At 41.3% G+C, this 12,227-nt stretch carries 13 protein-coding genes; all 13 read right to left on the bottom strand.

Translation table 11 applies throughout. The annotated features are described in order from the left end of the window. Positions 1 to 12 precede the first annotated feature (12 nt). The 13 genes from QLQ22_RS07805 to QLQ22_RS07745 all read right to left on the bottom strand — a co-directional run bounded on the left by QLQ22_RS07805 (position 13) and on the right by QLQ22_RS07745 (position 12,054). On the bottom strand, positions 13 to 1,134 hold the full coding sequence (locus QLQ22_RS07805) for a carbon-phosphorus lyase complex subunit PhnI (protein ID WP_284016387.1): 1,122 nt from the start codon (positions 1,132 to 1,134) through the stop codon (positions 13 to 15). Continuing rightward, positions 1,135 to 1,755 carry a phosphonate C-P lyase system protein PhnH gene (phnH, locus tag QLQ22_RS07800; protein WP_284016386.1) on the bottom strand — a complete coding sequence of 207 codons (621 nt, stop codon included), beginning with the start codon at positions 1,753 to 1,755 and terminating at the stop codon, positions 1,135 to 1,137. After that, complete coding sequence (gene phnG, locus QLQ22_RS07795) at positions 1,742 to 2,179, bottom strand: phosphonate C-P lyase system protein PhnG (protein WP_223440890.1); 438 nt, start codon at positions 2,177 to 2,179, stop codon at positions 1,742 to 1,744. Before phnG ends, phnH begins: the two co-directional genes overlap by 14 nt. 321 nt (positions 2,180 to 2,500) lie before the next feature. Next, positions 2,501 to 3,343, bottom strand: coding sequence for a PhnE/PtxC family ABC transporter permease (locus QLQ22_RS07790; RefSeq protein WP_223440889.1), 843 nt, complete (start codon positions 3,341 to 3,343; stop codon positions 2,501 to 2,503). Next, positions 3,343 to 4,128 (bottom strand): ABC transporter permease subunit, encoded by a 786-nt coding sequence (locus QLQ22_RS07785; RefSeq protein WP_284016385.1) that lies wholly within the window; start codon positions 4,126 to 4,128, stop codon positions 3,343 to 3,345. The genes QLQ22_RS07790 and QLQ22_RS07785 overlap by 1 nt, the downstream gene beginning before the upstream one ends. After that, the gene (gene phnC, locus QLQ22_RS07780; RefSeq protein ID WP_223440887.1) at positions 4,118 to 4,906 is read right to left on the bottom strand and encodes a phosphonate ABC transporter ATP-binding protein; all 789 of its coding nucleotides are present in this window, start codon (positions 4,904 to 4,906) and stop codon (positions 4,118 to 4,120) included. The genes QLQ22_RS07785 and phnC overlap by 11 nt, the downstream gene beginning before the upstream one ends. Positions 4,907 to 4,930: 24 nt before the next feature. Next, positions 4,931 to 5,965 (bottom strand): PhnD/SsuA/transferrin family substrate-binding protein, encoded by a 1,035-nt coding sequence (locus QLQ22_RS07775; protein WP_252208388.1) that lies wholly within the window; start codon positions 5,963 to 5,965, stop codon positions 4,931 to 4,933. 86 nt (positions 5,966 to 6,051) lie between these two features. Next, the gene (phnF, locus tag QLQ22_RS07770; RefSeq protein WP_223440885.1) at positions 6,052 to 6,774 is read right to left on the bottom strand and encodes a phosphonate metabolism transcriptional regulator PhnF; all 723 of its coding nucleotides are present in this window, start codon (positions 6,772 to 6,774) and stop codon (positions 6,052 to 6,054) included. A gap of 238 nt (positions 6,775 to 7,012) precedes the next feature. After that, complete coding sequence (locus QLQ22_RS07765; protein ID WP_284016384.1) at positions 7,013 to 7,798, bottom strand: TIM barrel protein; 786 nt, start codon at positions 7,796 to 7,798, stop codon at positions 7,013 to 7,015. Next, complete coding sequence (locus QLQ22_RS07760) at positions 7,795 to 8,781, bottom strand: Gfo/Idh/MocA family protein (RefSeq protein WP_252208386.1); 987 nt, start codon at positions 8,779 to 8,781, stop codon at positions 7,795 to 7,797. Before QLQ22_RS07760 ends, QLQ22_RS07765 begins: the two co-directional genes overlap by 4 nt. A gap of 92 nt (positions 8,782 to 8,873) precedes the next feature. Beyond that, entirely contained in the window at positions 8,874 to 9,698 is an 825-nt protein-coding gene (locus QLQ22_RS07755; RefSeq protein WP_284016764.1) for a carbohydrate ABC transporter permease, read from the bottom strand. A 26-nt stretch (positions 9,699 to 9,724) separates the two neighbouring features. Next, complete coding sequence (locus QLQ22_RS07750) at positions 9,725 to 10,669, bottom strand: carbohydrate ABC transporter permease (RefSeq protein ID WP_420828833.1); 945 nt, start codon at positions 10,667 to 10,669, stop codon at positions 9,725 to 9,727. A 92-nt stretch (positions 10,670 to 10,761) separates the two neighbouring features. Further along, entirely contained in the window at positions 10,762 to 12,054 is a 1,293-nt protein-coding gene (locus tag QLQ22_RS07745) for an ABC transporter substrate-binding protein (protein WP_284016383.1), read from the bottom strand. Positions 12,055 to 12,227: the final 173 nt, after the last annotated feature.

Here is a 12,227-nt window from a genome sequence, read left to right as displayed (position 1 = left end):
TTCCCTCCAGAATTATGTATGACTGAACGATCCTTCGCTTTCAAATTGGGCTGTTTTAGAAGCTGTTTCTGCTTGAGCCTGCCGGATTCGATCCAAAGTGGATTGAAAGGTAATATAATGAGGCAATTTCAAATGGGAGACAAAGCCATTTGATTCAATGCTGTCTATATGCAGCAGCACAAACTCCTCATCCTGTGCAGGGGATGTCCCCTTGGTCTCCAAGCTTCTTTCCAAAATGGCCATAGCGATCGCCTTTACTTCGTTTTGACCAAATGTCAGTCCGTAACCCAGCATAAACTCAACTTCGCCCTCATCGTTCTGTGTAAAAGAGTTGATGGTTTCAACTTCAGTCATCAGGACTTCTCCAATATAGAGACTGTCATCCTCATCTCCGAACGGGTATGGGATATGAACATCTGTGTGTCCAACCCGCAATTCTCCAATCGTCGGATGAACGACTCCATACCCTCTCATACTGCTGTAAGCCATCGCCGTCATGGCTCCAGTTTCACCCCTAGCAAGAGATTGAAGCCTGGCAGATCGTGAAGCCGGAAACGTTATTTTTTCCCGGGTAATATCAAAAGGCTCCGCTTCTTTCTTCTCCCGGTTTGAAAGAAAACCCTGATCTCTCAGCAAGTCTGCAACCTTTTGAAAGGTTTGTTCAAACTTGATGTCTTCTGCATCGAGATTCATAGATTCCAAAAATGATTGAATTTCTTGTTCATCTTCATTTCTTAAATGAAAATTTAATAAGCGATGGGTATAATCATAGGTTGGGCCAAGCAGCTGTCCGCCAGGGATATCTTTAAATGAAGAGGAAATTCTTCTGACCACTCTCATATCCCCCGGTTCGGAGGTGAGAGAATAATAGTTTCTTGGAAGAGTCGAGCGATAGGCTCTTAATAAAAATGCCGCTTCAGCAGGATCTCCTTCTGATTGCTTGAGGGCAAGAGCTGCATATTCAGGTGCATATAAGCCGCCTTCTCCCATTACCCGGTCGATCAAAAGGCGCATTTGACCTTCAATTTGATTCGTTTTTAAGGTTTCTCCCCTATCCTTTAAGCGAAAATAATCAACTAGACGACTTGCATGCTCAATCGCTTTTTGTCCTCCAGTTACTGCCACATATCCCATTCAGATCTCCTCCTTTTCAATTAATGTAGTACGGGGAATCGCCATGATTTCACCAGAAGAGGTTGTCAGAATCATGTCAACCCCGAGCGGAAATTCACTGTTTATTTTCTTTCTCTCGGCTATCCAGGCAGAAGGCATTCCATCTGCATATACCTCTCTTGTGCCTTGAATGCCGGGGCCAGTTAACTTTATCTTCATGCCATCTCCAGGACTATCAGTCAGTGTATTCACTTGAATCAGAATCGTTGCGCTTAAATGAGGATCTTCCAGAGTTCCGGCTTTTACTTCATTCATTACACTTTGAATCTCTGAATCACTCAGCTGCTTCCCGATAAAAACATAATGGGCTTCATGCAGCTCGGCAGCTCGGCTGAAAGTCTGCCAATATATATATTGTTCAGCCTTTTCTTTAAGATCAGATATCACGTGAAAACTCACTTCCCGATCGACAAGCGTATAAGCAAGACTAAGCAGGGGCTTGGAAAATAAATTCTCATGATCTTCTTGGACTAAATAAGGCTCAATGGAATTCACTTTACCCGGTCTTGCCATGCAATCCAGAAGCTTGCGGTAAATTTGCTGTGTATGGATCACAGCATCAAACGGCTCAACTTTTGTCATTGTAATCCTCCATTGTGTCAAAACTTACTTGTGAACGAGCAAGTTTTGACATTTCTTTTTGCTTTAGCTTTGCTATGTTCCTTTCTTCCTCTTCAAGTTCATGAAGCCATAACCCGGCAATCGGGAGCTTTGCATTAAAGGCGGCATCAACAACGGCAAGCGAATATGCCCGTTCAGGCTCTTCGCCCATCAGCACACCTAATCCTTGTGAGCCATGGACTTCAACGGTGCAGTCTGTAATGAGAACTTCACCCATATAAAATGGCTGCCTGGAAACCGAATCACGCGTTTTCATCATGACAAGACCAGTACTTGGTGAACGGTTCACTTTAACTGTGTGAGTTTCCTCAACTTGGGCTGAAAATTTCTTAAGCAGATTTGGATTTCCTTCTATTAAAATCTTTGATAATCTTGATTTTTTCATTGGTTCTCCTCTCATAAACAGTCTGTATGAAGATGAAAGAGCGTTTCATCTTTTCCTTACTTACAATCTAACTTGTCGCCAAGTTTCAAAGGTTAAGTGAATGTAAAAAAAGGTAAAGAATGAGTAAAGAAAGACTATATATCTCTGGTTCGTTTTGTTCACATTTATACGGAATTCATTCGGAAAGTCTCGGAATTATTTTTGAAAGTCTCGGAATTAAATGAAAAAGTCTCGGAAAAATGGCTGAAAGTCTCGGAATTAAGTAATAAGTGCACCATTTCACGTAACACTAAAAAAAACGCCGAATAATTCGGCGTCCCGCTATCTTGCACGCAGATTTGATTTAATCCGGATAGCTAAAAGTTCGAGCAAAATCGCAAACGTTAAAATGAAATAGGTGATCATTCCAACTTCTCTCAAGTCAAAATAGAATCCGCTTGCCATAAACAAATCAAACCCGATTCCGCCCGCACCTGCAGCCGCACCCATTGCAACAGCTACCCCAAAGTTTATTTCAAATCGCAGAAACGTCCATGAAATCAAATAGGTAATCGTTGAAGGTATGACTGCCTGAAACACAATATGCCAAAAGCTTGCCCCGCTTCCCCGCAGGGCTTCAATGACTCCTTCATCCATCTCCTCAAAGGATTCTGAGTAAGCTTTAATTAAGTATCCGACAGAGTGAAATGTCATTCCGATTACGGCGGCTACGCTGCCAAGTCCGGCAGCAACAGCAAAAATTAATACCCAGAGCACCGTAGGAACAGCTCGAATAAAGGCAACCGCTCCTTTGATTACAGCTGAAACCTTATCATTCGATAAGTTCCGCGCTGCAAACAGCCCAAGAAATAAGGCGATGACAGCTCCAAACAATGTCGTAAGAGCTGCAAGGCCGATTGTAATTAAAACCTGATAAACCGCTTCCGCAAAAGTGAAATGAACAAAATGAGCCTCTGTGAACATTATCTTGAAATTTTCAAAAGCAGCAGCAAGTCCGCCTAATAAAGTAACATCCTTATAATCAAAGCTTATAAACCCATAAACCGTCAAAACTGCAAGAGCAGCCATCGTAAGCTGGATGATGAATGACTGTTTATTAAAGGGCTTTACTTGAATCCGCTTTCCTGCAGCATTCGGAGGTATGGAAAATCCATCTGATCTCATTATAAAATCACCCTCCTTACATAATTTGAGACCGCTTCAATCAGCAAAATGGACACTACTATCAAAAGAACGACTAAGCTCGCAGAAGAGTAATTAAGACTTTTATAATATAAGTCAAAAGAAAATCCAATGCCTGTCCCAGTCAGAATTCCTACGAGCGTCGCACTTCTGATATTCGTCTCAATCATAAACAGCACCCAGCTGATCATTTGCGGTAGACTCGCCGGAATGACGGAGTGAATAATCACCGTAAAATAACCGGCGCCTGTTGCCTGCAATGCTTCAACCGCGCCATGACCGACTTCATCAATCGTTTCCATGAATGCTCTGGTCAAAAAACCAAAGGACACAAAAAATAAAGCAAAGTACCCTGTCAGCGAGCTTTGTCCAAAGGAAAAAAGCAAAATCATGGCCCAGGCAGCAACATCGATATTCCTGAATAGGGTAGCAATACCTCTGCTCACGCCTGCAAACAAACCGTTTACTTTGGTTGTTTTCGAACCTGCAATAGCAAAGAATACGGCAAGCACGGATGCCACAGATGCTGCTGCAATGGAATTGAGCAACGTTTCAATTAACTTATCAAAGATAGAAGGAAGATTTTCTAATGATTCACTTGTTGGATAAAAATTTGAAAATCCCCATATAATCGCTTTTGGAATGGAGGATAACCCATCTTGCAAATTAAACTGCGTAATCATCATCGCCCCGTATGTGACTGATAAAAGGACAGCCAGGATCACTGCAGATTGAATTCGTTTTTTCAAAAAGAAGTTACCCTGCATTGCGTCCACCTGCATCCATAATCAATTCTCCCGCTTCTGAGCCATAAATACTGTGTATTTGTTCATTCGTGATATTTTTCGGAGGGCCATCGTATACAACCTTTCCCTTGCTGACGCCAATGATGCGATCGGAATAGGCTAAAGCCACATCTACCTGATGCAAATTGACAAGGACCGTAATTCCCATTGATGTTGAGATTGTTTTCAAATGATCCATAATAATTTTAGATGCATTTGGATCCAGGGACGCTATCGGTTCATCACAAAGCAGCAGTCTCGGATCCTGAATCAAGGCTCTTGCAATGCCGACACGCTGTTTCTGCCCTCCGCTCAGCTGATCACATCTCTTATAAATTTGATCGCCAAGTCCCAATGCTTGAAGAATTTTTAATGCTTCCTTCTTTTCATCTTCCTTGTATACGCCAAACATCCCTGCTAAAACAGATTTATATCCAAGTCGTCCATGCAAAACATTTTCAATCACACTTAAACGGTTCACAAGATTATAATGCTGAAAAATCATACCCATTTTCGTTCTCGCTTTTCGTAAATCCCGCTTTCCTAAAGAATTCAAATTTGTTTGATCAAATAGTATTTCTCCTTCTGTTGCATCAATCATTCTGTTGATGCAGCGAAGGAGCGTCGATTTCCCCGCCCCGGATGGACCGATAATGGAAACAAACTCTCCTTCGTTTACAGAGAAGGTAACATCTGATAACGCCTTCGTATCTTTCCCATACTGCTTAGATACTCCGTTTAACTGAAGCAACGCTTTCATTGTTATCTCCCTCTTCTTCATGATTTATTTAGATAATTCACGGATCGGATCAAACCATGCATCTTCTACTTCAAGGAACCTTTCTTTGTCCGTTTTGTAGAATAAGCCTGAAGTCTCTGAATCTTCCGGAACGAAAATGTTCTCATTGCTTGCCATTTCATCAGAGGTAAAGGTTTCTTTAAGAGATTTGATATCTTCTTCACTGACTGTTTCTGTATTGACTGTAAATGGTGCATTCAATACCGGTGTGACAGAAATCAATGTGAACTCTTTACCAGGGACTGTATTAAATGGCTCCGCTGCATCCTCTTTGACTTTGTAAACCGATCCTGCAGTATTCTCATCACCTTCAGACAGCTCTACATAGTTTTGAACACAAGTATCACAAAAAGCTGCTGCATCTGATTTTCCTGTCAGTAAATTCACTGCAGACCCTTGATGGGAACCGCCATATTGAACCTCGCTGAAAAACTTTCCGCCTTCTAGCAGGTCTTCTGCTTTAAGATCTTTGTACTCGTCCATTTTGCTGAAGTAGGAAACAATGCCGTCTGAAGGTACTTTAAAACCAGAAGTAGAGCTGTTTGAGACAAATGAAAACTTTTTATCTTTGATTTCATCAATCTTGAATTCTCCGCCGTCTTTATATGACTCTGCCTTTTCTTTTTGTACAGCCAGCCAGCTGTGATAAACAGCATCGTCGATTGTGCCTGATGCACCGCTTGGAACAACCAGCGGCTGTACTTTATCGTTTTTAGCATTAGCTTCGATGTAGCCTTGCGCTCCCATAAATGCGATATCTGCATTTCCATTTGCAATCGATTCAATTGCAATAATGTAATCTGTCGTCGTTTTGTGCTCAACTTTTTTGCCGGTTGCTTCTTCAACCGCTTTACCGATTTCCTCGCGTGCACCTTTTAAATCAGCCCCGGATTCATTAGGATACCAGGCAATCGTCAGCGTATCATCACTGCCGCCGCTTCCGCTTTGTGCGTCAGCCGAGCAGGCAGACAAAATTGCCGCAAAACTAAACAGGAACATAAGAACAAACCATTTTTTCATTGAAGATTCTCCTTTTAACTTGTTTTAGTTTGGTGGATAACGAATTCAGAAAACGCAAAGCTTTAAGAAATGCAGACAACACCCCCTTAAAATTCGATCAGACATCTATGCATGTCGCTTCGGACTCTTGCAACGCTGTATTCAAGCGGTGAACCGCCTGGATGGTTCATCAGACTTTCAATTTGCACGATTGGCACGCTTTCAGGAATGCGCAGTACTTTTGCATCTTTCAAAAATGGAAGACTCGCATGAAAGATGGATTTGCTTCGCACTGGCCGAAACTGATAGTATGTTTCAAGCAGCCCGTACAAAGAATGAAATCCTTCAAAATAGTTTTCCAGTCCAGGAACTTCTGCTTCTGGAAACACAGTCGTCGTTACGGACATTGGTGTGTCATCTACATATCTCAAGATTTCTAAACGGTAGACAGTTTCATTTTTTTTCAGCTGTAAATGGGTGCGCTCCTCTTCTGAAGGCAATCCTGCCTCCCAATGAAGAAGCTTGCTTTTATGCGGAACGCCTTGATTTGACATATTTTCAGAGAATCTGGTTTGAGAGGACAGAACATATTGAACAGGTTTCATGATTCGATTAATATAGCAGCCCTTTCCCTGCACAGGCGTCACCCACCCAAGATTAGTCATTCTCGCAATCGCCTGCCTCACCACATGGCGATTCACATGAAATTGACGGCAAAGCTCATTTTCAGAAGGGATTTTTTCGCTTTCCCTATACTCCCCGCTGCGTATTTTTTCAATAATCGACTCCGCAATCTGCAAGTGCAAAATCGCCTCATCCTGAACCTTCATTCTGCTGCCCCCTTTCCTTTTCACTCACTGTATTAAATGTAACTTATCAACAAGTTGGGATGGTTAAGGCAGTGTAAAAGAGTTTTAGTTTTATGTAAAGTTTCATCGAAATTTGTTATTATGTTCATACTATTTTTACATTCAGGCTGAAAATACCGGCAAAAATAAAGAAAAAGCCCCTCCCTTATATGGGAGAGACTTACTAGTTTGATAGTTTCCAAAAAGCTCTTAATTGCAATTATCTGGCACCCGCTTCAGATGGAAATACTTGATTAAGAATGGTTTGTGAAAATTCTTCTAGAGCTTCATCCGTATTTTTCGTATAACCGCACTCTAACCCTACAAAACCATTGTATCCCGTTTCTTTAATGGCCTTAAGAATATTGACATAATTCAGTTCTCCAGAACCAGGCTGATTCCGCCCAGGATTATCAGCAATATGGTAATGGCTGATTCGCTCCGCATATTTCGTAGCGTTTCGAATGACATTCCCTTCTGTAATCTGCTGATGGTACACATCAAATACTAATTTAACATTCGGACTGTCGACTTTATCAATAATTGACACAGCTTCATCTGAATATTGGAGGAAATGTCCCTGATGATCAACAAGTCCATTCAAAGGTTCAACTTCAAGAATGACATCTGCATCCTCACACATAACAGCACACTGTTTTAATGTTTCAATCATTGCCTGCTGCTGTACTTCCCGGGATACACCATCCTGAACATTGCCGGTTTGAGTAATAATAGATTGAGTTCCAAGAATTTTACATGCTTCAATGGTTTCTTTCAAACCTGCTAAATATTCAGCACGCCTGCTTGAATCAACTAAATTAAAATAGCGTGTGCAAGTAGCAATAATGCCTGCACCAATCCGTTCCTGTTCTTTTGAGATCTTTTCCAGATCAAGGTCCCACCAGCTGTAATACTCCAAACCGTGAAAACCATTTTCTTTAATTTTCTCTAAATGGTAAATAGCATCCTTCCCTTGATAAGCACCTATACATAGAGAAAACTTCATATTCTTGACAACTCCTTAAGTGAAACCGGTTTTCCGGATTCAGCCGATTCATTCGCTGCCAATGTTACCTTGTGCGTTTTTAGAGCATCTCTATAATCTGATAAAATACTGGATGGATCACCTGTTTGTACAGCCTGAATAAAAGCTTCATCTTCTGAAAGATAAGGGTTCTTCCTATCATGATAGTCAAAAGTACGGCCTGGAGAAATCTCTTTCAGTCCTGATCCTGTAATTTCCAAAACTCCCTGTTCTGTATAAATGTCAAGGCCAACCTTATGTCCAACAGGAGACATGCATGTGTTGGATATTGTTGCAACCATTCCATTATGGAGAGTCAATGTAACTGTCCCTACATCAGCAACGGTAGTACCTTTTACTTTTTCATGCATCACACGTTTACCGTAGGAGGCATAAACCTCTTTCACCTCTCCGCAAAGATAGCGCAATAAATCAGCGATATGAGTGGTTTGTTCAACAAATTGTCCTCCTGAACCTTCCTGAAGTCTCCACCATGGCACCATGGGCATGCCTCCCATCCAGTAGCCTAGAGCCATACCCGCCTTACGTTCAGTGAGCATAGAAAGTGCTCTTTGAACTCCTTCCTGATAGCGCCAATGATACCCTACAGATGTAATCAATTTATTTGCTTCTACAAGCTTTAAAATGTCTTCCGGCTGTTTATGATCAATGCCAAGCGGCTTCTCCACAAGAAAAGGAATACCTCTCTCAATAACAGCTTTTTCTGCTTCACCATGCACCATAGGAGGAACACATATGTAAACGGCGTCTAAATTCCGATCGTCAAGCATATCGTTTACATTTGCATATGCCTTTGCATCAGGCCATTGCTGTGCTTCGGCCTGCGCTCTTTCCACTTGAACATCGCATAAGGCTGATACTTGTACATCTTTTATCTTGGCAAGATTATTGATATGGAATTTTGCAATACCGCCTGTACCTATAAATCCAATTTTCAACGTCATAAAAATAGCCTCCCTATTAATTGGTTTCATCCTCTACTGGAGCTTCCAAATAATCATTCAGTGAAGGCCCCACCTCCTTTAAAGCAATTCTATTAATCTTTTATGGCACCAGCTGTTATGCCGGAGATAAATTGACGGCTTACGAAAATGAAGAAGATGATTAATGGGAGAGTGGCCATTAATGTACCTGCCATAATCATCCCGTAATCTGTTGTGTATATCCCATTTAACTGCGATAAAGCAACTTGCAGCGTGAATTTCTCAGGATCATTTAAAGCCACAAGCGGCCATAAATAGTCATTCCAGCTGCCAATAAAAGAGAAAATACCCAGAAATGCAAGCGCCGGTCTCAAAATTGGCAGAGCAATGTGCCAATACAGCCTGAAGGGACTGCAGCCATCGAGTCTTCCCGCATCAAGCAAACTATCGTGGATAGCTTCCTCAGCAAACTGCTTGATCCAAAAGATCCCAAAAGCACTGGCGATGCCCGGGATGATCAGCGCTTTAAACGTACTGGCCCAGCCTATTTCCGCGACCATAAGAAAAGATGGAATAAATGAAAGCTGCGAAGGAATCATCATTGTGACCAGCAGGCCCCCGAACAATATTCTTTTTCCGGGAAACACAAACTTTGCGAACGTAAATCCTGCAAGTGAACAAAAGAATAAGATGCCAGCTGTTGATGCTCCAGCCACAAATAAAGTGTTTAAAAAAGCCTGAAAGAAGTCCACATTCTCGATGACCTTACTGATATTTGCAAAAAGCTCATCGCCAAGTATCAGCTTAGGAGGAAACGCAAGAATGTCACCCGTTTTATTTGATGCCATCACGACAAGCCAGTAAAAAGGAAAGATAGAAATGAAAACACCTATTAATAAGATAAGATGCAGGATCATTTTATTTAACCGTGCCTTCATCCGGTTCATTAGATTAATTCTCCCTTCTAGGATTTCACGCCAGTCCTCTGTACAACTTTCCAGTTGAATAATGAAAAAAGAGCAATGATTAGAAAGAGTGCCCATGAAATGGCTGCTGCATATCCAAACTCATGCTTGATAAACCCTTGCTGATACATGTACAAAGCAATTGTTAAGCCCGACTCTCCAACGCCCCCAGAATCTCCAAGCAAAACCTGCGGTTCAGTGAACAGCTGCATGGATCCTATTGTTGTCATTAAAACTGTAAACAGGATAATAGGCCGAAGCATGGGAATCGTGATATGAAAAAACATTTGATATGAATTCGCACCATCTATTTTTGCAGCTTCGTAAAGTGTATTTGGAATACTTTGAAGGCCTGCAAGGTAGATAATGGCGTTATAACCGGCCCATCGCCAGACAACCATGGAAGCAATCACAATTTTGACTAGAATGCCAGAGTTCATCCATTGAACAGGCTCAAGACCGATCACGGTTAAAATATAATTGAGGAGCCCATACTGATTTCCAAATATAGATTTAAAGATAATGGTAACCGCTACGATAGACGTAACATTAGTTAAGAAAAAAGCGGTTCTGTAGAATCCTTTGAATCTGAGACTGGGTACATTCAGCAAAAACGCAATGCACAATGCACCAAACAGCATGGGTATGGTTGATAAAAACCAAATAATAAAGGTATTTCCAATTGCCTTCCAAAAAACAGGATCCGTTATTAAATACTGGAATTGGACCAGCCCGACAAACTCCATTTCTCCAATTCCGGCCCAGCTTTGAAATGAAAGAAATAAAGAAAAGATTACAGGAAACAAACCAAATGCTAAAAAGAGAAGATAAAATGGCGATATAAAGAGATACAATACTTTATTTTTATAAATATCATGCCAGATGCCGCTTTTAGGTAACGGAACGGCTGGGTGTGCAAGTGCTTCCGTTTTTTCAATTTTCATGGGGCCATCCACCTTTCTAATCCCTCCTTTAATCTGCTGAAGAAGCCTTCAGTCCATTGCATGAAGAATGCTAAATAGGTCCAGCCAGATCATTAATGTGAAAGTTCCCTTTTAATTTTTTCTAATGCATCTTTCCATGCTTTGCCGGGATCTTTATTTTGTCTTGCTATCACTAACAATTGTTCATCGAAAGCGGCTCTGGCTGTAGAATGCTCAGGGCCATAGTATGCTACTGGAACATCTTGGGCTGCTTCGCTAAAGACCTCCACCGTTTTTTGGCCTCCAAAAAACGATTCTTCCTCAATCATTTCCGGTTGATCATATATGCTGGGTGTTGAAGGGAATAAATCCATTTTCAAATAGGATTGAAGCTGATTTTCAGGATTCATCAGCCACTTGATGACCTCATATGCCTCTTTAGGATGATTTGAGCTTTTTAATACTCCTATAAATGAACCTCCATTGTTCCCGCCGCCGCCTGGACCCCTTGCAACCCGCCACTTTCCTGCGGTATCAGGAGCAGCATCCTGAAGAATTAATTTTTCCCAGGAAGCGCCCACAAATGAAGCCACTTTTCCATTGTTCATGCCGGCGCTCCATTCAGGTCCATTTTCTAAGTTTGCGCTTAATCCTTTTTTATGGATTTCCACGCCATATTCCCAATCTTCTTTAATAGATGGCCCATCCCCTATAAACTGATCAGATTTATTGAAGAATATATCTTTCCTTTGACTTGTGAGCTGGGTGAACACTCTGTTGATCGTATCAAACATGTAGACTCCGGTTTTGACTTTCATTTGTTCTCCAGCTTTTATATAATCATCCCAAGTTGAAAGGTGTGCAGATACATCAGCCGGGTCGGTTGGAAGCCCAGCTTCTTTAAATAAATCTTCCCTATAGAATAAAACGGTTGGACCAATGTCCATCGGCAGGGCAATTAAATGCTTTTTATCTGGTGTTAACGCCTGATTCCACTTCCAGTCCAGATATTGATCTTTTATCTTTTCACCTTCTAAATCTAATAGATTTACAAACTCATCATGATATGGCAAAAACTCAGAAACCCAATCGTTCATTGCAACAATATCCGGTGCTCCGTTTTTTGCAATCAATGTAGTTTGAAGTTTTGTTTTGTATGTGGCACTGTCAATTTTTTGGGTTTTCAATCTAACATGAGGGAACTGCTCCTGAACTCTTGCCAAAAGTTCATCATCGATCGATCGATTGTAATACCATATTGTAAGCTGAACCTTGCTATCAGCGTCTGCATCTTCCGTACTTACAGGCTTTGTACATCCGATCACAGCGCAAAACATAAAAAGGATCATGACGATTCCTGAAACCTTCCTTGACTTCATTGCAATCATTCCTTTTGAAATAGTCATAATTACACTTCTTACAAGAACTGAAAAGGATCAAACAGCACTTTTTAAAGCGCTTTCATTTTACTGCAAACAAGCTGAGACTCTTCAGCTATTTTCTTAAAGGCACACATGAAAAAGGTTTCAATTGTTCCTTCAGTTGTACATGTTCCTCCCTTCTGTAACGGCAGATCATA

It is taken from the genome of Metabacillus hrfriensis (assembly GCF_030127205.1).
GTDB lineage: Bacteria > Bacillota > Bacilli > Bacillales > Bacillaceae > Bacillus_P > Bacillus_P dongyingensis.
The sequence above is the reverse complement of the archived record's forward strand: the minus strand, read 5'-3'. Positions and strand labels throughout refer to the sequence as shown.

Excerpts from the sequence above, each read along its gene's own strand:
- QLQ22_RS07805 (WP_284016387.1), bottom strand. The coding sequence starts at position 1,134 with ATGGGATATGTGGCAGTAACTGGAGGACAAAAAGCGATTGAGCATGCA.
- phnH (WP_284016386.1), bottom strand. The coding sequence starts at position 1,755 with ATGACAAAAGTTGAGCCGTTTGATGCTGTGATCCATACACAGCAAATT.
- phnG (WP_223440890.1), bottom strand. The coding sequence starts at position 2,179 with ATGAAAAAATCAAGATTATCAAAGATTTTAATAGAAGGAAATCCAAAT.
- QLQ22_RS07790 (WP_223440889.1), bottom strand. The coding sequence starts at position 3,343 with ATGAGATCAGATGGATTTTCCATACCTCCGAATGCTGCAGGAAAGCGG.
- QLQ22_RS07785 (WP_284016385.1), bottom strand. The coding sequence starts at position 4,128 with ATGCAGGGTAACTTCTTTTTGAAAAAACGAATTCAATCTGCAGTGATC.
- phnC (WP_223440887.1), bottom strand. The coding sequence starts at position 4,906 with ATGAAAGCGTTGCTTCAGTTAAACGGAGTATCTAAGCAGTATGGGAAA.
- QLQ22_RS07775 (WP_252208388.1), bottom strand. The coding sequence starts at position 5,965 with ATGAAAAAATGGTTTGTTCTTATGTTCCTGTTTAGTTTTGCGGCAATT.
- phnF (WP_223440885.1), bottom strand. The coding sequence starts at position 6,774 with ATGAAGGTTCAGGATGAGGCGATTTTGCACTTGCAGATTGCGGAGTCG.
- QLQ22_RS07765 (WP_284016384.1), bottom strand. The coding sequence starts at position 7,798 with ATGAAGTTTTCTCTATGTATAGGTGCTTATCAAGGGAAGGATGCTATT.
- QLQ22_RS07760 (WP_252208386.1), bottom strand. The coding sequence starts at position 8,781 with ATGACGTTGAAAATTGGATTTATAGGTACAGGCGGTATTGCAAAATTC.
- QLQ22_RS07755 (WP_284016764.1), bottom strand. The coding sequence starts at position 9,698 with ATGAAGGCACGGTTAAATAAAATGATCCTGCATCTTATCTTATTAATA.
- QLQ22_RS07750 (WP_420828833.1), bottom strand. The coding sequence starts at position 10,669 with ATGAAAATTGAAAAAACGGAAGCACTTGCACACCCAGCCGTTCCGTTA.
- QLQ22_RS07745 (WP_284016383.1), bottom strand. The coding sequence starts at position 12,054 with ATGACTATTTCAAAAGGAATGATTGCAATGAAGTCAAGGAAGGTTTCA.